The 21,375-nt window shown below is 70.1% G+C and carries 20 protein-coding genes; 4 read left to right on the forward strand and 16 right to left on the reverse strand.

Features of this window, described 5'->3' with window-relative positions; all coding sequences use genetic code 11:
- Positions 1-2 precede the first annotated feature (2 nt).
- From ACFPZN_RS13080 to ACFPZN_RS13095, 4 genes are all read right to left on the reverse strand, one after another.
- Entirely contained in the window at positions 3-1,223 is a 1,221-nt protein-coding gene (locus ACFPZN_RS13080; RefSeq protein ID WP_378282169.1) for an ABC transporter substrate-binding protein, read from the reverse strand.
- A gap of 15 nt (positions 1,224-1,238) precedes the next feature.
- The gene (locus tag ACFPZN_RS13085) at positions 1,239-1,511 is read right to left on the reverse strand and encodes a DUF427 domain-containing protein (protein ID WP_378282170.1); all 273 of its coding nucleotides are present in this window, start codon (positions 1,509-1,511) and stop codon (positions 1,239-1,241) included.
- Positions 1,512-1,539: 28 nt separating this feature from the next.
- Entirely contained in the window at positions 1,540-3,174 is a 1,635-nt protein-coding gene (locus tag ACFPZN_RS13090; RefSeq protein ID WP_378282171.1) for an AMP-binding protein, read from the reverse strand.
- A 630-nt stretch (positions 3,175-3,804) separates the two neighbouring features.
- Positions 3,805-4,440: a TetR/AcrR family transcriptional regulator gene (locus tag ACFPZN_RS13095; RefSeq protein ID WP_378282172.1), complete on the reverse strand. Its 636-nt coding sequence runs from the start codon at positions 4,438-4,440 to the stop codon at positions 3,805-3,807.
- Positions 4,441-4,885: 445 nt separating this feature from the next.
- Here ACFPZN_RS13095 and ACFPZN_RS13100 point away from each other — a divergent pair, with 445 nt between their 5' ends.
- From ACFPZN_RS13100 to fabI, 3 genes are all read left to right on the forward strand, one after another.
- Positions 4,886-5,926: an acyl-CoA dehydrogenase family protein gene (locus ACFPZN_RS13100; protein ID WP_378282173.1), complete on the forward strand. Its 1,041-nt coding sequence runs from the start codon at positions 4,886-4,888 to the stop codon at positions 5,924-5,926.
- A gap of 642 nt (positions 5,927-6,568) precedes the next feature.
- Positions 6,569-6,736 (forward strand): hypothetical protein, encoded by a 168-nt coding sequence (locus ACFPZN_RS13105; protein WP_378282174.1) that lies wholly within the window; start codon positions 6,569-6,571, stop codon positions 6,734-6,736.
- Positions 6,737-7,124: 388 nt separating this feature from the next.
- Complete coding sequence (gene fabI / locus ACFPZN_RS13110; protein WP_378282175.1) at positions 7,125-7,913, forward strand: enoyl-ACP reductase FabI; 789 nt, start codon at positions 7,125-7,127, stop codon at positions 7,911-7,913.
- Between the two features lie 305 nt (positions 7,914-8,218).
- Here fabI and ACFPZN_RS13115 read toward each other — a convergent pair whose 3' ends face one another.
- Entirely contained in the window at positions 8,219-8,710 is a 492-nt protein-coding gene (locus ACFPZN_RS13115; RefSeq protein ID WP_378282176.1) for an Lrp/AsnC family transcriptional regulator, read from the reverse strand.
- Positions 8,711-8,850: 140 nt separating this feature from the next.
- Between ACFPZN_RS13115 and ACFPZN_RS13120 the strand changes: the two genes are divergently transcribed.
- A complete protein-coding gene (locus ACFPZN_RS13120) occupies positions 8,851-11,175 on the forward strand; it encodes a transketolase-like TK C-terminal-containing protein (protein ID WP_378282177.1) in 2,325 nt (774 codons plus the stop codon).
- Between the two features lie 103 nt (positions 11,176-11,278).
- Here the strand turns inward: ACFPZN_RS13120 and ACFPZN_RS13125 are convergent, their stop codons facing one another.
- The 11 genes from ACFPZN_RS13125 to ACFPZN_RS13175 all read right to left on the reverse strand — a co-directional run bounded on the left by ACFPZN_RS13125 (position 11,279) and on the right by ACFPZN_RS13175 (position 21,260).
- Complete coding sequence (locus ACFPZN_RS13125) at positions 11,279-12,778, reverse strand: class I adenylate-forming enzyme family protein (protein WP_378282178.1); 1,500 nt, start codon at positions 12,776-12,778, stop codon at positions 11,279-11,281.
- A 40-nt stretch (positions 12,779-12,818) separates the two neighbouring features.
- The gene (locus tag ACFPZN_RS13130) at positions 12,819-13,013 is read right to left on the reverse strand and encodes a ferredoxin (protein ID WP_378282179.1); all 195 of its coding nucleotides are present in this window, start codon (positions 13,011-13,013) and stop codon (positions 12,819-12,821) included.
- Between the two features lie 59 nt (positions 13,014-13,072).
- Complete coding sequence (locus tag ACFPZN_RS13135) at positions 13,073-13,606, reverse strand: VOC family protein (RefSeq protein WP_378282180.1); 534 nt, start codon at positions 13,604-13,606, stop codon at positions 13,073-13,075.
- Between the two features lie 37 nt (positions 13,607-13,643).
- Complete coding sequence (locus tag ACFPZN_RS13140) at positions 13,644-14,879, reverse strand: cytochrome P450 (RefSeq protein ID WP_378282181.1); 1,236 nt, start codon at positions 14,877-14,879, stop codon at positions 13,644-13,646.
- Positions 14,879-15,499 (reverse strand): chromate resistance protein ChrB domain-containing protein, encoded by a 621-nt coding sequence (locus ACFPZN_RS13145; protein WP_378282182.1) that lies wholly within the window; start codon positions 15,497-15,499, stop codon positions 14,879-14,881. The genes ACFPZN_RS13140 and ACFPZN_RS13145 overlap by 1 nt, the downstream gene beginning before the upstream one ends.
- 36 nt (positions 15,500-15,535) lie before the next feature.
- Positions 15,536-16,024 (reverse strand): nuclear transport factor 2 family protein, encoded by a 489-nt coding sequence (locus tag ACFPZN_RS13150; protein ID WP_378282183.1) that lies wholly within the window; start codon positions 16,022-16,024, stop codon positions 15,536-15,538.
- Entirely contained in the window at positions 16,021-18,351 is a 2,331-nt protein-coding gene (locus ACFPZN_RS13155; protein WP_378282184.1) for a CaiB/BaiF CoA transferase family protein, read from the reverse strand. Before ACFPZN_RS13155 ends, ACFPZN_RS13150 begins: the two co-directional genes overlap by 4 nt.
- A complete protein-coding gene (locus ACFPZN_RS13160; RefSeq protein ID WP_378282185.1) occupies positions 18,348-18,977 on the reverse strand; it encodes a carboxymuconolactone decarboxylase family protein in 630 nt (209 codons plus the stop codon). The genes ACFPZN_RS13155 and ACFPZN_RS13160 overlap by 4 nt, the downstream gene beginning before the upstream one ends.
- A 5-nt stretch (positions 18,978-18,982) precedes the next feature.
- On the reverse strand, positions 18,983-19,891 hold the full coding sequence (locus ACFPZN_RS13165; protein ID WP_378282186.1) for a fumarylacetoacetate hydrolase family protein: 909 nt from the start codon (positions 19,889-19,891) through the stop codon (positions 18,983-18,985).
- A 24-nt stretch (positions 19,892-19,915) separates the two neighbouring features.
- Positions 19,916-20,341 carry a carboxymuconolactone decarboxylase family protein gene (locus ACFPZN_RS13170; protein ID WP_378282187.1) on the reverse strand — a complete coding sequence of 142 codons (426 nt, stop codon included), beginning with the start codon at positions 20,339-20,341 and terminating at the stop codon, positions 19,916-19,918.
- A 166-nt stretch (positions 20,342-20,507) separates the two neighbouring features.
- On the reverse strand, positions 20,508-21,260 hold the full coding sequence (locus ACFPZN_RS13175) for an SDR family NAD(P)-dependent oxidoreductase (protein WP_378282188.1): 753 nt from the start codon (positions 21,258-21,260) through the stop codon (positions 20,508-20,510).
- Between the last annotated feature and the right edge of the window lie 115 nt (positions 21,261-21,375).

Genomic DNA, 21,375 nt, shown 5'->3' on the forward strand with positions numbered 1-21,375 from the left:
GACTACTGCTTCGCGAGCTGACCGAGGTCGACGAACCTGCCGCCGGGCTGGAGCATGATCTTGCCGCCCCGCACCGTCTGGAACTGGACGGTGGTCCTCGGGATCCGCGGCAGCTTGAGGAAGTTCGGCGTGCCGTAGGTGAAGTCGGGCGCGATGCCGAGGGAGACCTTGCTGCCCTCCAGCGACTTGGTCAGCGCGGCACCGTTGATCTCGGAGAGCCCGTTGAGCCTGTCGGCCACCAGGTGGACCGACGCCCAGGCGTTCAGAGCGAACTCGGTGCCCTCGATCCTGCCGTCGCCGTACTTGGCCGTCTCGTCCAGGAACTGCTTGATCTTCGGGTTGCCGGTGCTGGTCACGGCGTCGTAGTCGCTGACGACGACGGTGCCCTCGCCGGCGCCGCCCGTCTTCGCCAGGGACGCCTCCGACACCGCCGTCGCCACCACCGCGATCTTGCCCTGGTAGCCGGCCTGCCGCAGGCCGACGATCGTCTTGCTGGTGACATCGGTCGAGGCCAGCAGGGCCACCCCGTCGGGGCGTGCGGCGGCGATCTGGCCGAAGTGCGAGGTCAGGTCGGCCGAGGCGTCGAAGGGCAGGTAGTAGGCCCCCTTCAGGTCGCCCGGCGCCGCGAGCAGGGCCTTGACGTACTGGGGCACCAGCCGCCCGGAGGGGCTGTCACCGGTCACGACGGCCACCGTCTTGGCGCCCGCCTGCTGCAGCGCGACCCCGGTGCCCGCGGCCAGCACGGGGGAACCGCCCACGATCGGGAAGGACGCGGGGTTGGTGAAGTCCTGCCCGGTCATGACCATCGTGCCGACCAGGGGGATCCTCGCGCCCTGGAAGGCCTGGACGACCGCGTCCGACGACACGTACTTGCCGATGCCGGCGACCACCTTCTCGGCGATGGCCTCGCGGGCGCACTTGGTCGCCGCGTTGGGGTCGGTGACGGTGGACGCCTCGCACTCGACCAGCTTGAGCGGCCGGGCACTGCCCCCTCCCCCGGGCTTCACCCCGCCGGCATCGTTGACCGCGTTGACCGCGGCCCTGGCCGCCTTCACCAGTTCGGGCTGGTAGATGGGGCCGGGGCCGGAGGCGATCAGCGACAGGCCGATGGGCTCGCCGGTGAGGTTCTTGCCGTACTCGGTCTCCGAACCGGAGCCGGAGCAGGCGGTGACGGTGGCCGCCGCCAGCGCCGCGAGAGCGGCGATGTTGAGGACTCGACGCAAGGGGCTCTCCCTCTATCAGGGGCGGGGGGCGGGGGCGGAGGTGACCGGGTCGGCGGCCCGGCCCTGGTGGAAAACGATGCGGTCGCGGAGCATCGCGACCTCGTGCAGGCGCCCGTACCTCGCCCGCCCCTTGGAGGGGCGGCGTGAGGTCTGGTCGGAAGGTCGGAGCGGGAGTGCGAGCCCGTGGTCCTGCTCATCGACCACGAGGGCGGCCCTGGTCTCGTGAATCACGCGGTGGTCCGGCCGGTCGAGGCAGCCCGACGGTTCCACGACCACTCCCAACCTCACGGGGCTCCCATCGGCGTCTGGGCCGACGTCAGCGCGGGCGCCCCAGCGAGCCGTCGCGTACCCGCTCACGCAGGCGGAACTTCTGGATCTTCCCGGTCGCCGTGCGCGGGAAGTCCGCGACCAGGTGGATCGACTCCGGCCACTTCTGCCGGGCGAGCCCGGCCGCGGCCAGATGAGAGCGCACGTCGTCCAGCGAGACCGGGCTCGCCGCATCATGCGGGCGGATCACCGCGGTGGCGTGCTCACCCAACCGCGGGTCGGGCTCGGCCACCACGCTCACCTCGGCGATCTGCTCCATCCTGAGCAGCAGCGACTCGACCTCCTGGGCGCTGATGTTCTCACCGCCGCGGATGATGACATCGGTTACGCGGTCGGTGATGGTGAGGCAGCCGTCGCCGTCGACCGTGCCCATGTCGCCGGTGCGGTACCAGCCGTCGGCGTCGAAGGCGCGGGCGGTCAGTTCAGGATCGGTGTAGCCGATGAAGCAGTCGGCACCGCGCGAGAGGATCTCACCGCCCCGGTCCAGGCGGATCTCGGCACCGGGCAGCACGCGGCCGTCGGTGCGCAGTCGCTTGTCCGCCGCGTCGCCCACCAGGCTCGCCGTGATCGAGGGGTGCTCGGTACTCCCGTAGGAGCGGTACACCGTGATGCCCTCCCTGGTCGCCCGCTCGGTGAACGCCTCCGGCACCATCGCGCCGCCCAGTCCCATGTAGGGGATCAGGGCCAGGTGCTCGGGCGTGAAGTCGGCGTGGTCGAGCAGGCTGGTCAGGAAGTAGGGCGGACCGCCGGCGATGCCGAGCCCCCGCTCGCCCATCGCCCGCAGCACCTCGGCCGGGTCCCACACGTCGATCAGGTGCACCGGCTCGGACCGCACCAGCGGCAGCAGGAAGGCATTGATCATGCCCATGAAGTGGCCGACCGGAGTGCCCACGATCTGCGGCGGCCCGCCCTTGCCGTAGAAGCCGTCGCACTGGCGCACCTCCCAGCCGATCGTCTGGTGGCTGTGCACGACGCCCTTGGGGTTGAGCGTCGTACCGGAGGTGAAGCCCACGATCGCCGGGGCCGCGGGGTCGACCGCCTCCGGCGCGCCGAGCGGGTCGCTCTCCAGCATCTGGTGGAAGGGCGTGGCACCGCGCGGCAGATCCTGCCGCCGGCGGTCGCCGACCACCAGCCACAGCGGCGTGTCGTCTCGTTCCGCCAGCAGCTGCTCGTACTGCTGGAGGTGGTCGGTGCGCCCGAAGCGGTCAGGTGTGACGATCACCGCGGGGCGCGTGTCGTCCAGGATGTAGCCGACCTCTTTGGGCCCGTAGAAGTGGACCACCGGGACGACGACCGCGCCGATGTAGGTCGCCGCCCAGAACGTGATGGCGGCCTCGACCCAGTTCGGCAGCTGGAGCACGACGACCGACCCCGGACCGATCCCCTGAGCCCGCAGGCCCTGGGCGAGCGAGCGCGCCGCCCGGTCCACGTCGCCGAGGGTGCCGGTGTAGGGACGCACCGTGGAGCGCACGTGGAATGACAGGTGCGGGGCACGGCTCAGCCCCGCGGCCACCGTCGAGCCGAGGGAGTCCGCGGTCCACCGCCCTTCGTCGCGGTAGCGCTGGGCCAGCCAGCCGGGAACCGTTCGGATCCCCCAGTCTTGGAGAGCAGAGCTTCGGGTCACCGTGTCTCCTTCGGGGTGGATTCGGAGCCGACGGTTTCGCCATCCGGCACTGGCCGCAATCAAAGTATGTTTCGACATCGAGGTCAATAGTGGAAATCCTGCCTCGCACGCCCATCGGATCCCGACGCCGGCACCGCCCACCCTCCGAGTCGGCGCTCGAGCAACCCACCACGGCCACGGGCGATCGCACCAGGCTGAAGGCTCTCAAAGCCCACACGGCACGACCGGGCAGCCACCCCCTCCGGGCGGCAACGACGAGTCAGGGAGTCGCGGGGCGACGAGCAGGACCACGCGGTCTACTACCTGGAGATATCGATCCTGACGTCGGAGTCGATTTATGTCGCTTACGGCGGTGAAGGCTCTGGGGCTGAATCAACCCCGGCGAGTCCGGCATGGAGTAGAGGCAGATCCCGGTCGCCGATGGGACTCCGGCGACGCCGCCTCGTCGTTCAGCACGGTCCAGAGACTGACGACGGCACGGGGATCGGTGAGATCGCGACCGTCGCGATCGCATCGGCCGAATACGCGCGTTCCCGCGGACGCCCAGGTGACGAGATGGCGCGCCAAGCCTCACTGGTGACGCGCGAGCCGACGACACCAACGAACGGGTGGAGGAGAAAGGGACGAGGGTCAGCCGGCCGCAAGCTCCCGGTCGGGGGTGGGGCTCAGGCCCAGCGCATTGGCCCACAGGAGCGTGAGTTGCTCAACCGCCGCGTTCATGTCGTAACGCGCGTCGCCGACGAACACCATCTCCGCGAACTTCGCGACCATGCCGCCGAGGGCCATGGCGGCGCACCTCTCGTCGATGCGTTCGTCGGCCAGCCCCGCCGCCTGCAGCCGCTTGATCGCCGACTCGAGCCGGGCCGCCAGGTAGTCGTCGCGTTTGGACCGCACCCTGCGGACCTCGTCGTTGTACCGGCTGACCTCCTCGATCACCCGCATGATGCGGGCCTCCTTCCGGTACGCCGTCAGGTAGGCCCTGTTGGCTGCGCGGATGCGGTCGATGGGCCCGGCGTTCTCGGGCAGGTCCTCTGGGATGTCGTCCATGGACACCAGGCGCACTTCGACTTCCTCGGCGATCTCGCGAAAGAGCGATTCTTTGGAATCGAAGTAGTGGTAGAAGGACCCGTGCGCCACCTTGGCCTCGGCGGTGATATCGGTGATCCGCGCCTGCCGGAAGCCCTCACGCTCGAACACGGCCTTGCCGGCCGCGACGAGGCGCGCGCGAGTGCGGCGGCCTTTCGCCGAGCGAGGCTCTGGGTCCATCGTGCCCTCCAACCGATGAATCCGACGTCCGGAACATAATGCCGCACCAGCATGCGTGCCACGCCACCCGAAGCGCGCCGAGGGGCCCTGGGCCCTCTATGGCCTACGCGTCACATTCCCCGATATATCGGGGTGCCGGATTGCCGCGGGCCGACGATCCGAGGCCGCAGCCGCGTATCCGTCGCCAGGATCAGCCCCGCAATATCGCAGGCCGAAGGCAGGGCGGTGTCGCCATCGGGAGCAAAGCTCAAGGCTGAGGACTCCCTACAGGTGGACCGGGCATCGCAGACCGAGAGCGCGCCTTCGCGCCGTTGCATGGGTGGACCACATGATCAGCGCCGTTGGCCCGGCATCGTTCGAGACGGCGTCGCGTGATGACGGCCGAGCGCCGGAGAAACATGTTCTTCACGCCGACTCGGCGTAGTAATTAGGTTAGCCTAACCTTATGACTGAGACGCGGAAAGGCGTGCACCCGATCGTCCGGCGAGCCCGCGAGATCGCCGACGAGGTGCTCTTCCCCGCCGCCAACACGGTGGACGAGACCGGGAAGGTGCCCGACGGGCACTGGGATCTGCTCGCCCGCGAGGGCTTCTACGGGCTCGCCGTCGCCGTCGGCGCGCAGGAACTGGGCTTCGGGGAGGTCGTGGAGATCCTGGAGGCGCTGTCCGGCGGCTGCCTGTCGACCACGTTCACCTGGATGCAGCACAACGGCGCCGTGCTCAACCTGAGCGGAACCGGCAACACGGCGCTGCGCGATCGCTTCTTCGAGGACATGGTGGCCGGTCGCGTCCGCAGCGGGGTCGCCTTCGCCGGCGTTCTGCCGAACCCGCCGAAACTGCGGGCACGCGCCGTCGACGGCGGCTATGTGCTGGACGGGGAGGCTCCGTTCGTCAGCGGCTGGGGTGTGATCGACCTGCTCCAGGTGTCCGGCCGCGACCTCGATTCCGGTGAGCCCGGCACCGTCGTCTCCGGTCTGATCGACGCCGCCCCGGGCCACGGGCTCACGGCCGAACCGACCCGGCTTGTCGCCGGCCAGGCCACCAACACCGTCCGACTTTCCTTCGACGGCTATCCGCTGCCCTCGGATCGGGTGACCGGAAGCAGCCCGTACGCAGAATTCCTGTCCTTCCAAGCCTTCGGGTCGCGCCTCAACGGCTGCGTGGCCTGCGGCATCGCAGACAGGGCGATTCGCCTGCTCGGTGAGACCGGGCACACCGAAGCCGCCACGGCGCTGTCCGCCCGCCTCGACGAGGCGCGCTCGGCACTCGACGCCGGGATGGGCGACCCCTCACTTCTGACGTCGGCCAGAGCCGCCGCCGCGGAACTCGCCCTGCGAGCCACGGGGGCGCTGGTGGCCGGTGTCGGCAGTTCCGCCATCCTGATCGGCCAGCACGCACAGCGTCTGGTCCGGGAAGCCGCCTTCACCCTGGTAGCGGCCAGTCGCCCGGACATGCGCACCAACCTCGTCCAGCGCCTGACCGCCTGACATCACTCCCAGCAGTGACGGCGCCCGCGCAGGTCCTGGGCCAGAACGTCGACCACCGCACCCGCCTGTACGCACTCGGTACGACGCTTTTCCAGTTGTTCCGGCTTGCGCGTCGTGGAGCGTTGCGCGTGGTGATACCGCAGCGACGGCTAGCAGCGACCTGATCTGCGCCACGGCACGGGGGCTAGCGATAGCGAGCATGGGCGGGATGGAGTGCACTGATGGGAACGAGCACGGCTCGACGTGGAAGAAATACGGACTGGGAGCGGGTCGCTGAACTGGCCCGAGGCCAACGCGCCTGCCCCTGATGGACTCGCCGACTTTACAGTCGAGTTCGCCGTTGACGGTAAACACTTCTTCCGCGCTCAAATCGATGGCTATCGGTCGCCCACTACAAACCGTTGTTACACCAATCTTCGACGCAACCGGCCGCGTTTGCTGTCACTCCTGCATCGCCCCGGGCACCCGTACAGGTCGACCAGGTCTTCAAACTCGGCCGCCGGCAGTCGACTGATCCAGTTACCAGCGGCGATCGCGGCCTGCCAGGGACCGGGTCACCTCGCCACCGGCGGCATGTCAGGCCGCTGAGATGCGTTTCGCCCCGGCTGGCTCGGAGCAGCCTGAGCACATACTCTCCGCGAGTTGCTGGCGGCCGTCCACTACTTCAAGTGGCGGCCCGACATGCTGGACGGCGCGGTCGATAAGGCAGGGGCAGCGGACCTCCGATGCGGCGCCGAGCCGCAGGACCAGGTCATGGGCTCACGCCGCTCGCGCAGCGCATCGGCGGCGGCGAAGGCGATGGGCACCTAGGGCCTCCGCGAAAGCTGATGTGACACATCACGGGGCCGAGTCGTCCGGTGCGGCGAACCAGGGCTCGATGGCAGCGCATGGGCCAGTGCGGCAGGCAATTCGAATACCGGGTCACAAACCCTCGCCAGGGAGCCACTCCACCTCTCGCCCCGGCCGGACCGCAATAGCGCCCCAGAGGCGGATACTTCAGAATGCCCGAGCACAAAGATCGATCCGCAATCTTGTTTTTCCCCGCACATGACAGCCTCGATACGCATCGATAGCCTCGCGACACGCGAAGCCTCGGCAGGGTCGCCGTGGAGGTGACCACCTTCCCGGCGCGACGAGGCGGCGTATCCCTGGCCGGGACCGTGGTTCCCCTCAACGCTGGACTTGGAGTAGGACGTTCATGGGCATTCTCGAAGGCAAGAACATTCTGGTGACGGGCGTCCTCACCGAAGCCTCGATCGCCTTCCACACCGCGAAGTACGCGCAGGAACAGGGCGCGAACCTCATCCTCACCGCGTTTCCCCGTCCGACCCTCACCGAGCGCATCGCCAAACGACTGCCGTCCGGTCCCGACGACGTGCCGCCGGTCATCAAGCTCGACGTGACCGATGACGAGCACCTGAGCGGCCTGGAAGCACAACTGCGCGCCCATGGCTGGGACCGGATCGACGGCGTCGTCCACTCCATCAGCTTCGCCCCGCAGGACGCGCTCGGTGGCAACTTCCTCAACACCACGTGGGAGGACGTGGCCACCGCCGTGCATATCTCCGCCTACTCCCTCAAGTCACTGGCCATGGCGTGCCTGCCGTTGATGAAGGAGGGCGGTTCGATCGTCGGTCTCACCTTCGACGCCCGCGCGGCCTGGCCCGTCTACGACTGGATGGGCGTCGCCAAAGCCGGTCTGGAGTCCTGCAACCGCTACCTGGCCCGCTACCTGGGCCGGCAGAAGATCCGGTGCAACCTGGTCGCCGCCGGCCCGATCCGCACCATGGCCGCAACGTCCATCCCGGGCTTCGATGGCATCACCGACGGTTGGGACCAGTCGGCACCGCTCGGCTGGGATATCACCGACGTCGTCCCCACCGCGAAGGCCATGGTCGCTCTGCTGTCCGACTGGTTCCCCGCCACGACGGCCGAGATCATCCACGTCGACGGCGGTGTCCACGCCATGGGCGGCCAGCTCGGATAGAGCGCGATCGAAGGACCCGACAGGCTTCTCGCCGGCTACATCACCCTGACAGGGCATTGATCGCGTCGGCTCGCACGAGGCCATTGTGGTCGGCCGCCGGCTCGCGGGTCCGCGTGTCCTGCCGGTCTCGTCGGCCGGCCGGGACCGCTTCATACGAACGCCGCCTTCGCCCGGGCACGGCCCGCAGGAACTCCACCGCGTCAACGACGCTGCGGTCAGCGGTTCCCCGGGATGGACGGCCAGGCGCGGATCATGAGGTCGCGCTCCTCGGAGTGCCTGGTCAGACGCTCGACCGGAGGTCGGGTTCATTCGGGCTCGGTGATTCGGGCGAGCAGGGGGGTGATGCGATATCCGACGAGTTCGCGCATGACCAGGGAGGTGTTGGTGCGCTCGACCCCGGGGATGGCCAGGATCTGGCCGGCGATGCGATAGAGATCGTCGGCGTCCGCGGCGACGACGTGCACGAGCAGATCGATCGGCCCGCTGACTCCCTGCACCTGGAGCACCTCCGGGATCGCGGCCAGGGCCGCGGCGACCTTGTCCAGCCTGTGCTGGGTGACCTGGGTGGTGACGTAGGCGGTCAGCGGATAACCGAGGGCCTTGGGATCGATCCGGCGATCGAAGGAGGCGAGTCCGCGGTCCTGTTCGAGCCTGGCCAGCCTGGTCTGCACGGTGTTGCGGGACAGCCCGGCGTGCTCCGCCAGCGCGATGGTGGTGGCCCGGGGACGGTCGATCAGGGCGAGGAGCAGGCGGGCGTCGGTCGGGCTGATCCGCTCATGGTTTTGCACAATGCTCACTTCCGAAGGAATGCGATGATGCCAGACGTGCATTCTGCTGAACTTTGACGATGATTATTGTGCATTCGATTCCTCTGTGATGCCATCGGTCGCGACTAGTGCACATATGGAGCGTCGTCACCTCGCCGAAGGATTCACCGATGACCGGTACCGCACCCGCCCCGCCGCAACCTGAAGCCGCCCCTCTGGATGTCCTGCGGGACATCGAGCGTCGCGTGCTGTGGTTGTCGACGGCGACCATCCATCACGCGAACCGGGTGCGGCCGAATCCGTCCGGTCTGAAGGTGGGGGGTCACCAGGCCTCGTCCGCGTCGATGGTGTCGATCATGACCTCGTTGTGGTTCCGGCATCTCAAGCCCGAGGACCGGGTCTCGGTGAAGCCGCACGCCTCACCGGTGCTGCACGCGATCAACTACCTGCTGGGCGAACTGGACGAGTCGTACCTGACGACGTTGCGGGCGTTCGGCGGGCTGCAGAGCTACCCCAGCCGGTCCAAAGACCCCGATCCGGTGGACTACTCGACCGGGTCGGTGGGGATCGGTGCCACCGCCCCGATCTGGGGTGCGCTGGCCCGCCGCTACGTCGAGCACACCACCGGCGGCGCCGGCACCGGCCGGCAGTACTCGCTGCTCGGTGACGCCGAGTTGGACGAGGGCGCGGTTTGGGAGGCGGTCCTCGACCCCGGCACCGCCGAACTCGGCGAGATCGTGTGGATCGTCGATCTCAACCGCCAATCGCTGGACCGGGTGGTGCCCGACATCGCCGCCGATCGCCTGCAGGGGATGTTCGCCGCGGCCGGCTGGCAGGTGCTCACCCTGAAGTACGGCCGGCTGCTGGAGGAGCTGTTCGGCCGCCCCGGCGGGGACGCTCTGCGCACCCGCATCGATCGGATGCCCAACCCCGAATACCAGCGCCTGCTGCGCTGCACCGCCGACCAGTTGCGGCAGCGGCTGCCCGGGCAGGGGGCGGGGCGCGAGCCGATCAGCGCACTGGTGGCCGGCCTGGACGACGCGACCCTGATGGCGGCCATCGGCGACCTCGGCGGCCACGACCTGAGCGCGCTCGATCAGGCGTACGCCTCGATCGACGACACCCGGCCAACAGTGATCTTCGCGTACACGGTGAAGGGCCACGGCCTCCCCTCCCGCGGCCATCCGCAGAACCACTCCTCGCTGCTGACCACCGAGCAGATGCGGGAGCTGGCGGGCAGGCTCGGCACGGACCTCGAACACCCGTGGAAGCAGTTCGCCGCCGGCAGCGCCGCCGAACGAGCATGTGCGGCCAGGTCCCGGTGGCTGCGCCGCCCGGACGTGTCGCCGCAGCCGCCGCCTGAGCTGCCGACGGACATCGGCCGTACCCCGGCCGGAACCGCGACGACCCAGGCGGCCCTGGGCCGGGTGTTGATGGACCTGAGCCGCCAGGCGCCGCAGGCGGCCCGGCGGGTGGTGACGGTCAGCCCGGACGTCAGCTCCAGCACCAACCTGGGCGGCTGGGTCAACAAGGTCGGGGTCTGGTCGGCCCGCGAGCGGGTGGACTGGTTCGCCGACGACGCCGAGACGATCCTGCATTGGCGGGAGAAGCCCTCCGGCCAGCACATCGAGCTCGGCATCGCCGAGACCAACCTGGTCGGCCTGCTCGGCGAGCTCGGGGCGACGTGGAGCCGGTGGGGGCAGCCGCTGCTGCCGATCGGCGTGATGTACGACCCGTTCGTCGGACGCGCCCTGGAACCGTGGTCGTTCGGCATCTACGCCGGCGGCCAGTCGATCCTGGTCGGCACCCCCTCCGGAGTGACCCTCGCACCCGAGGGCGGCGCACATCAATCGATCACCACTCCCTCCATCGGCATCGAACAACCCGGTTGCATCAGCTACGAACCCGCCTTCGCGATCGACCTCGAATGGACGCTGCTGGCCAGCCTCGCCCGCCTCGGCAGACCCGGCGGAAGCTCGGCCTACCTGAGGTTGTCCACCCGGCCGGTCGACCAGACCCTGGCCGCCGTACCGGCCGACCCGGCGGCCAGGGAACGCCGCCGGCGGCAGGTCGTCGCCGGGGCTTACCCGCTGCGGCGCGCCGAGCACCCCAAGGTCACCATCGCCGTGATGGGCGCGCTGATACCCGAGGCGCTCGCCGCGGCCGAACGGCTGGCGCAGGCGGACGTCGAGACCGACGTCGTATGCGTGACCAGCCCCGGCCTGCTCTTCACGGCACTGCAGGCGCGGCAAGGCCGGCAGGAGGGCCCGAGCTGGATCCTCGACCAGGCCTTCCCTGCGTCGCGGGCCACGCCGCTGGTCACCGTCCTGGACGGCCACCCGCACACCCTGGCTTTTCTGGCCACCGTCAACCAGACGCCCACCACCTCGCTCGGCGTCACCCGGTTCGGCCAATCCGGAACCATCGACGACGTCTACCGCCACCACGGGATCGACACCGACAGCATCGTCCGCGCCGGCCTCGACCTCCTGTAAGGGCTTTTCCATCCGAATTCGCCTGAGTGCCCGGGTCAACGCCTGGGCGCTTGGGCGGCGTCCGGGCCCAGACCATCTCCGCCGGCACGCGGCGGTCGCGCGCTCACCCTGCAGCGGGCCGGGCGAAGTCCGCGACGAGGTGGCGGCGCAAGAGTTTGCCAGTGGCGCTGTACGGCAGTGCGTCGACGATGAAGACATCGTCTGGGGTCCGCGAGCCACGCAGCCGAGCACGCAGGTAGGACCTCACCTCGTCCGTCGTGGGCGCCTGCCCGGGTTCGGCGACGACGGCCGCTGCCAGCCGCTCACCCCACTCGTCGTCGGGCAGGCCGAACACGGCGCAGTCCCGCACGCCCGGCATCCGCGCCAAGGCGTCCTCTACCTCGGCGGGCGCGATGTTCTCGCCGCCGCGGATGATGACATCGTCGCTCCGCCCGTCGACGTAGAGATAGCCGTCCTCGTCGAGCCGTCCCCGATCGCGGGTGGCGAACCAGCCGTCGGAATCGAGGACGCTCCCGATCCCGACGTAGGCTCCCGACACCTGCGGGCCGCGAACCACGATCTCCCCCACCGCCCCGGGCGCCAGCAGGTTTCCGCCGGCATCGCGGACGCCGATCTCCACGCCCGCCACCGCGCGGCCCGCACTGCCCAGTCGTGCGCGCGTCCGGGGCTCGGTCGCCGCGATCGCCCGGCGATGATCCTCGGGGCCGAGCACGGCGATCGTCGACGATGTCTCGGTCAGTCCGTACGCGTTCGTGAAATCCACCTCGGGAAAGGCATGGAGTGCGCGTTCCAGAACGGGAGTGGGCATCCGCGCCCCGCCGTAGGCGAGGGCCCGCAGGCTGGGCGCGTCGGCGAGCCCGCCGTCCAGGTGGTCCACGATCCGGGCGAGCATCGTCGGGACGACCATGGCGGAGGTGACGGACTCGCGCCGGACGGTGGTCAGCCAGCCGACCGGCGAGAACCGCGGGAGATGGACGACCCGGCGGCCGCTGTAGGTACTGGTGAGCGCCGACGCGACACCCGCGATGTGGTACGGCGGCACGGTCACCAGTTGGCTCTCGTCGATGCCCGCGCCGGCGAATTCCACCGTGCCCAGAACATAGGAGACGAGATTGGCATGCGTCAGGACGACGCACTTCGGCCTGCTCGTCGTACCGCTGGTGAACAGCAGAACGGCCGGATCGTCGTCGGCCGGGCAAGCCGGGCCGGCCGGTTCAGCAGCCAGTGCCTCCGCCAGGAACTCCTCGGTGGTGAGCACGACGCGCCCGGGTCGTCGCAGCGCCTCGGCGAAGTCCGCGTCGGCGATGACGAGCGGCCGCTCGAGCGTGGCGAGCAGTTCGTCCAGCGCCGGAGTCGAGAGCCGGTAGTTCAGTGGTACGGCCGGCACGCCGGCGTACGAACCGCCGAACAGGACGATCGGCAGGAGCGGCCCCATGACGGCGACGGTCGCCACGTGGGTGGCGCCGTGCTCGGCTGCGACGGTCGCCGCGCCTCGGCTCAGCGCCCCGAGGTCGACGTAGCTCGAGCCGTCGTCGTGCGATCCGATCGCGACGCGCTCCCCGTATCCGTCCACGGCCATGTCCAGCAGCAGTTCGATACCCATGACAACCCTTCGTGGCCTTCCGGTGATCCGCCGCGCCGGATTATGAAATGGTCCGCAGTGCCCGAACGGGACAGGCACTCACACCCCGGCCCGCGACCTCCTCCTTGCCCGCCGGCACCGCTCTCCCGTCGCCGACGGCGCTGTAGCCCTCGTCATCGAGCGGGAACAGCTCCGCATCGACGCCGGCGCACAGGCCGTGCGCCTCGCACCACGCGTCCGTCATCTCGATCTTCATTTCCCTCCTTCTGCCAGAGCCCTTCGCGGCTGTGCCGGCGGCTGTCGTGTCCGGCCGTCCTACTCGGCCGCGGCCGCCACGTCGGCGCGCAACAGGAGCGACTCGATCGGCTCGCCGCCGTCGAGCCGGACACGCAGGTCGTCGACGTCGACGTCGACGCCGATCGGGTTGTCCTCGAAGTACCGCGAGCGGAAGAACCGGTGCAGCTCCTCCCTCCGCGCGTAGTTGTCGACCTGGAACTCCACGCCGTTCCCGTCCGGGTCCCGGTAGTAGAAGGACGTCGTGGGTCCGTGGTTGACCGTCCAGTACGGCTCGATGCCCACCGCCTTCAGCCGGTCGTGCGTGTCGAGCAGATCGCGCAGGTCGCGGCGGGTGTACGCGACGTGGTCGACGGCGCGCGGCCGGCCCGGTGGCACGAACCTCCGGTCGTTGACGATGGCGACGCGGTGATGCTCGTCGTCATAGGTCAGGAAGCAGATGAAGTCGTTCTCGAAGGCGACGGACGCGTCCAGCGTCGTCAGGTACCAGTGCCGCAGCCGCGGCAGGTCGTTGGTGCGGTAGACGACGTGCGCGAATTTCAGCGGAGGAGCCATGGCGTCCTTCCTTCCTTGGCCGGCGGGCCGAGCGGGTTCATCGGTGTCCGCCGGGCGTGAACCGCAGGTCCAGGCGCTCGAGGCGATGGCCCAGCGGACCGCCGATGTAGTTGGGTTCGAACCCGGGCGCCAGGCTGAACGGGCCGAGCCGGGACAGCAGCTGCTCGAACCCGATGCGCAGCTCGGCGCGTGCCAGCGGGGCGCCCACGCAGAAGTGGCTCCCGTTGCCGAAGGCGAGATGCGAGCGGGCGTTCTCCCGCTCCGGCTCGACGTCGTCGGGACGGGGAAAGACCGAGTCGTCGCGATTGGCGGAACCGAACAGCACGAGCAGGCGTGATCCTGCCGGGATGTCGACCTCGCCGATGCGGGTGTCCGCGGTGGCGATCCGCGGGATGCCCAGCACCGGCGAGTCCCGGCGCAGCACCTCCTCGACGAAATTCGGGATCAGCGCGGGGTCGTCGCGAAGCCGCTCCTGTGCCCCGGCGTCGCGGGCCAGGGTGAGCATCCCCGAGTTGAAGGTGCTGGCGGCCGTCTCGTTCCCGCCCAGGATCAGCTGGGCGAAGATGTTCATCAGCTCGCCCGACTCGAGCGGGGTCTCACCGGCGTTGCCCGCCTGCAGGATCGCTGAGGCGAGGTCGTCGCGGGGGTCGGCGAGGCGGTCTTCGACGACCGCGCCGAAGTAGCGCTGAAACGCGACCCACTTGTGCGCACGTTCGACGAACTCGGCCTCGGGCACCACGCGCGCCCTGATGCCTTGGAGCGCCTCGGTCCATTCCCTGAACAACGGGAGGTCTTCGCGGGGCAGGCCCAGCGCGTCGCTGATCATGGTGAGCGGAAGCGGGCCGCTGAACTCGCTCAGCAACTCCACCCTTCCGCGGTCGACGAAGTGATCGATGCAGTCGTTCGCGACCGCACGGATCACCGGCTCGATCTTGGCCACCTGGCGGGGCGTGAACGCGCGGTTGACGAAGCCGCGGTGACGTTTGTGGGTCTCGCCGTCGGTGTGCGCGAGAGCCGGGCACTCCGGATAGCCCTCCGCCATGATCGTGTCGACCGACCGCGGCCGCTCGTTCAGCGTCAGCCGGGACGAGGCGAACCCGGGGTTGAACGCGGCCGAGAACGTGTCCGAGTTCCGCAACACCATCAGGACGTCCTCGTAGCGCGAGACCACGTAGCCGATGCCCGGCTGCTCACGGACGGGCTCGGAACGCAGCCGCTCGTAGTACGGGTACGGACAGGCGTCGTACAGACCCTGATCGATCGAGTTTGTCATCAAGGCTCCTTGCCAAGCCGGCGCCCGCCCGCGGCATCGGCCGGCGGACTCATACTGTCTTCGCTGGTCATCTCGGTCGGAACGGCCGCCGCGGCGGGATCCATCAGACGGGCGCGCCAGTACGCCCGGCCGCCGGCCGGATCGCGCGGAGCGGCCTTCTGGTCCGCGCGGCTCAGTACCCTCAGCTGGCACAGGACGTAGAGCGAGTCGTACAGCGGCGTCGAGATGCGGATGATGTCCTCGTCGCTGTTGAACACGCCCAGACCGGTACCGAGCCCGTCCAGGGCCCTGCCCAACGCGGCATGAGCGGGCTGCTGACCGTCCGGAGGATCGATCCGCAACGCCCGGCGCACCCCCGCCGCCACGATCGCCGCCGTTTCGCACAGCGCGCGGTCGTCGAGTTCGAACGCGCGCATCACCTTCTCGAACGTCGTGCCGTGTTCGTCGTGCGCGCCCAGCTCCACGCCGGGCACTCCGAACGGGACCGCCCCTTCGGGCAGCTCGGTCTCCGGAGCCCATCCCACGAACTCGAACGACGCGTCGGGATCGATGAACCGGCGGATGAGCCACGACGTCGCGACACGGTCGAGGTGCAGGTGCGATCGCGTCACCCACCTCATCCCGGCCTCCCCGGAATCACGCCCGGCATCGGGTGGTCAGTGGCTCGGCGGTTCACGCAGCGCGCCCTCGGGGAGCGGGCCGCCGGTCTCCACGCAGGTTCGCACGCGGAATCGCCAGTGGCCGTCGCCGCCCCGGACCAGCTCGGTGTGGTAGCGGCCGGTCGCCGCGACGTTGATCGAATCGGCCGTGGTCGCCACGACCATGTAGGTCCACCATGCGCGGGCGCCGTCCCCGTCCAGCTCGATGACCGGCTTGCCCGGCACGTGCATCAGGTGGACTCCCTTCTCGCGCATCGGTTCGACGTTGCCGCGCACGAAGTCCACGATGGCCTGGCGTCCGCGGGGAGTCGGCAGGGGCGACCCGTCGCCCCACACCTGGACGCCACCGACCGTCGCGGCTTCGGCGTCCTCGGTGAACAGGTCGCCCCACTCGTCGTAGCGTCCGAAGTCCACGAGGTGGCTGTACAGGGTGATCGTGCGTTCGATCGCCTCGCGATCGTCGTGGGCCGAAGGGCCGCTGGTCATGCCGTTCCTCCATCTGGTCCGGTCCGCGGCGGCTCGTCCGCGGTGGTCTCCTCCATCGCCGTCCCGGGCCATCGGTGTACGAGGCCCGCGACCGCCAGTTCCTCGATCTCCTCGTGCGAGTAGCCGAGTTCACCGAGGATCTCGTCCGTGTGCTGCCCGACGACGGCCGGCGGGACGTCGAGCCGAAGGTCGAGGTCGCGGAACTCCCACAGCGCCCCAGGTTGCTCGAGCCGGCCGTACTCCGCGTGCCGGTAGCTGGTCGCGAGCCCGCCCGCGCGGGCCTCGGCGTCGAAGAACTCCTGCTCGTGATCGCGCACGACGTGTTCGGCCGGGACGCCGGCGTCGTCCAGTTTCTTGACGAACCACTCGGCGTCCCGATCGGCGAGCGCGGCCGCCAGCTGCTCGTCGGTGTCCACCCGCGCGATGCGGCGCAGGGCGGCACGGTCGCCGTCCCGGAACGCGCACACCGCGACCCAGTCGTCGCCCGCCAACCGGTAGATGCGGTAGCCGGGACCGAGACCGGTCTGCTCGTCGTCGACCCTCGGGTACGCGGCGAGCCGCCCGTCCTCCAGGAGCATGGTCGAGCTGTTGGTGAGCGCCGCGATGCCGAGCATCGACACCGAGACGAACGCCCCCTCCCCCGTGACGTTGCGGCGCAGCAGAGCCATCAAGGCGGGCATCACCGATGCCATCCCGGACTGCACGTCCCACACTCCGAAGCGGTACCAGACCGGCCGGCCGGTCCGGGAGCCCGATTCGAGGGCCCATCCCGACGCGGCCGAGGCCGTGGGGTCGTAGCCGGGCCAGTCCTTCTTCTCACCGGTGTGCCCGTACGCGCTCACGTGGCAGAGCACCGCGCGCGGGTTCACCGCGCGCACGGTCTCGTGGTCGAGACCGAGCCTGGTCGCCGCACGCAGCCGAAGGTTGTGGTGCACGATGTCCGCGGACTTGATGAGCCGCTCCAGCACCGGCTGGCTGCGCTCGTCCGTCAGGTCGATGGCGAGCGAGCGCTTCCCGCGGTTCACACCGACGTACAGGGTCTCGAAGTTCCGGACCCGGTCGCCGCCGCGGGCGGGCTCGACCTTGATGACGTCGGCGCCGAGATCGGCGAGCAGCAGCGGCCCGCTCGGACCCGCGACGTACATCCCGAGGTCAAGGACGCGGACTCCCTCGAGCGGCCGGCGGACGGGCCTCCCGCCCGGCGCCCGCGGCCTCCGGGGCGGCGGCTCGCCCAGAGCGACTCCGTCGTGCTCACCGAGTCGCGGAGCGGGACCGTGCACCGTCGCCGGCGGATCCACGCCGAAGGGCGCGGCGGCCTGCCTGACCCGGCCCCACACCGGATCGGTGACATCGGCGACGTATCCGTTCGCGATCGCCTGCGGATCCGAGAACACCGAGCCGAGCGGCTCGACCGCCCCGACCGGCACGTCCCCCTCGTCGAAGGCCCGGATCCACTCGGCACGCGGCCGGCGGCGGAAGACGTCCCGGTACACCGCCAGTTGATCATCGGTCGGTGCCCAGCCCTCCACGGCGATGAAGTCGTGACCCGCTTCGAGCATCGTCTCGATGACGAGCGGGTGCTCGGTGTATCCCGTCAGTGTCGCGATCTGCATCCACTCGCCGTCGGCGCACTGGAACATGCAGCGGAGCATCCCCTCGCCGCCTCGGGTCAGCGGGATCTTCTCGGCGAGAGCGGCGCTCGGCCGCTCGGCGCGGTTCCACACCGGCATGAGAGCCGCCAGCATGCCCTGGAGCAGGCTCGTGTGGGCACACCCGCCGCGGCCGTTGGCGTCGCGCGCGATGAGCCGGGCCAGCACTCCGGCGGTGACCAGGTGCGTGGTCATCCAACTGGGAAGCGGCAGGCGCATGAAGATCGGGCCGGCGCGGTCTCCGGTGAGCTCGTCCATCGCGCCCGACCGCGCCTGGACGAGGATGTCGTAGCCCGGCCGGTCGGCGTCGGGGTGCAGAGCCGGGTAACCGAGCACGGCGGAGACGACGAGGCGCGGGAAGCGGGTCGTGAGCGTCTCGTCGTCCAGACCGAGCTCGGCCGCCTTGGCCGGACGCAGTCCGTGCACCAGGACGTCCGTGGTCGCGAGGAGGCCGGCCAGGCGGGCCCGGTCCGGCACGGAGCGCAGGTCGAGGGTGATCCCGCGCTTGCCGCGATTGGCGGTGGCGAACAGGGAGGCGTCTCGGAACGGGTCCCCGCCCGGGGGCTCGACCTTGATCACGTCCGCGCCGTACTCGGCCATCAGGCGGGTCGCCATCGGTCCGGCGATTCCCGTGGTCATGTCGATGACGCGCAGCCCGGCCAGCATCGCGCCGCTCATGATCGCGGCCTCCGACCCGGACGGCCGTCATCGGGATGGACGAGCCCCAGGGCGTCGAGCATGGTCCTGACGAACCCGCCCCACCAGCCGACGATGGCGACCAGTTCGAGAGCGCCGGCCTCCCCCCACTCCCCGCTGACGCGCTGCCAGGTGTCGGCGGCGACTCCCGTGCCGCGCGACAGTTCCTCCGTGAGGGCGAGCGCAGCCAGTTGCGCGGCGCTGAACAGGTCCGGCGGCGTGGGCGAGGCGCACGCCAGGGCGGCGATCTGGGAGTCGGTGAGGCCGGCCTCCCTGGCCATCGGCACGTGTTCGGCCCATTCGTACTGCACCTCGTCTCGCGCGGCCAGCAGGAGGATCACCGCCTCCCGGACGTCCGGTGGGATCACCGAATGGTTGTTCAGCGCGTCCGAGAGGAGAACGAAGGGCCGGAACAGGACGGACGCGTTGGCGAGCACCTGGAGGACCGTGTAATTCTGGCCGGTCGCTTCCAGCTTTCCGAGGACGCGGCTGACGTCGCCGTCAGTGTCGCGGCTCGTGCGGCGTGCGAACGCGCGGTGGTTGGGAGCGCGCATCGGCCCGGAACGCGGCAGCCTGGTGAGGGCCTGGCCGGCTGTGTCGTCGGGCATGGCCGTCACTCCCGCCCCGCGCCGGCGGCGGAGGCTTCCCCGGCGACCCGTCGCTCGCCCGGACCGGCGTCGGAGTCCTCGACGAACGTGGTGACGATCGCGCCGACGCCCTCGACGGTGGAGGTCAGCACGTCGCCCGGCCGCAGCCACCGGGGCGGCGTGCGGAACGCGCCCACCCCGGAAGGCGTGCCGGTGAAGATGAGGTCCCCGCCGAACAGCGTCAGCGTCCGCGAGAGCCGGGCGATCAGCTCGGGCACCGGGAACAGCAACGTGCTCGTCCGGCTCGCCTGGACCCGCTCCTCGCCGAGCAGGCACTCGATGGCGAGATCGTCAGGGTCGGCGAGTTCGTCGGGCGTCACGACGTACGGGCCGATCGGACCGAATCCGGGCCACGACTTGCCGAGCGAGTACTGGGGCGGTGCCGGCTTGCGCATCTGCAACCTGCGGTCCGACAGGTCCTGTCCCACCGTGACCCCGGCGACGTGCTCCCACGCCGACCGGACGGGGATGTCGCGGCCGCCGGTGCCGATCACCACGACGAGTTCGACCTCCCAGTCGGGCAGCATGCCGGAGGACAGGGCGACGGTCGCGTACGGCCCGGTGAGGGACGACGAGAACTTCGTGAACACCGTCGGATGCCGCGGCACCTCGGTGCCGGCCTCGTCCGAGTGGTCCAGGTAGTTGAAGCCGATGGCGAAGATCTGCCGCGGTCGCGGCACCGGAGGGCCGAGGCGTCCGGGGTCGACGGGCGTCGGGGTCCCCTTCGCCCGTGGGGCCCACCGGCGGAACTCCGGCCAGCTTTCGTAGATCTGCTGCGGGTCGGGCCCGAACGCCCCGTTCGAGCTCGTCGCGATGTCGATCGCCCCGTCCTCCCGAACGAGAACGGCGCGGCCGCCAAGGTTTCCGATTCGCATGTGGCTCCACCTGCGCTAGCTCGGTCAGGTCGGCTTCTTGTACTCGATGTCGAGGTCGGTCACCGGGCAGTCGACGACCGTTCCCCGCCGGCGCTCCGAGCGCACGACGTCGCCCCAGACCTGCAGCGCGTCCATCGCCGTGGAGAATCCGGCGTAGGGCGTGAGCATCACGAGCGCCTCGTGGATCCGCTTCGGGTCGATGCCGGCCTGGATCGCCCCGTGCAGGTAGTTGCGGATGGGGCCGTTCTGCACGGCGAGCGCCGTGATGGCGATCAGGATCCGGGTGTCGAAGTCCAGGCCGGGGCGCGTCCATACCGCCCCGAAGTTAAACTCCTCGGTCCATTCGAACATCTCCGGATCGAGGGCCCGCTGGATCGTCTCGAACGTGTCGGCCTTCTTGCCCTGCATCAGCAGCCGGATCTGCCGGCCGCCGTCCTTGTCCGTCCTCATGTGCTGGGTCTCCTCGCGCTCGGCGGCCCATGACGCGGCCGGTCGCCACCGCGGTCCGCGCGGTCCGCCGCTCACCGCCGACCAATAATGAACAGTGATAGTTAATCTTAGCGGGGCCACCGGCGCAAGGCTCAACGGGTTCCGAGCCGATCCCTGTTCACGGCCGTCAGGCGAACATCGCGCCGCGGTCGACGACCAGCGCGACGCCCGACACCGAACGCGCCGCATCCGAGCACAGCCACAGGGCGGCGGCGGCCACGTCGTCCGCGGTCGACATCGGTCGCGACGCCCACCGCGCGCCCACGTCGGCGTCGCGACCGATCGACGCCCGCAGCAGCGGCGTATCGGTGCCGCCCGGGCAGATCGCGTTGACGCGCACCGGGCCTCCCGCGTGCTCCCCGGCCGCGGTCTTGGTGAGACCGACGACGCCGTGCTTGGACGCCGCGTATGCGCCGACTCCCGGTGGCGGCCGCAGGCCGGCCGTCGATGCCGTGTTGACGATGGCGCCCCCGCCGTGCGCGGTCATGTGCCGCAGCTCGGCCCGCATGCACAGGAAGACGCTGGTGAGGTTGACGCGGATCAGCCGGTCCCACTCCGACACGCTCATCTCCGCGAGGGGCGTACGGGGCGCGCTGACACCGGCGTTGTTGAACGCGCAGTCCAGGCCGCCGAACCGGTCGACCGCTCGGGCCACCAGCGCCTCCACCTGCGCTTCGTCCGAGACATCGGCGCACTGGTGGTCAGCGGATCCACCGGCGGAGCGGATGCTCTCGACGGTGGATCTCGCACCGGCGTCGTCCACGTCCGCGACGAGCACGTCGGCACCCGCGGCGGCGAACTGCCGGGCGGCGGCCTGGCCGATGCCGCTACCGCCACCTGTGACGAGCACCGCCTTGCCCTCGAAGGAACCGGTGCTCACGGCGATGCGCTTTCGTGCCTCTTCTCCACACCATGCCCTTCTGGTCCGGTCGGCGGACCTGCCGTCGACCACCGGACGACGCCCTGGAGCCATCCGCCCAGGGCGATCGAGAAAC

Source organism: Actinomadura rugatobispora (genome assembly GCF_042656285.1).
Classification (GTDB): domain Bacteria; phylum Actinomycetota; class Actinomycetes; order Streptosporangiales; family Streptosporangiaceae; genus Spirillospora; species Spirillospora rugatobispora.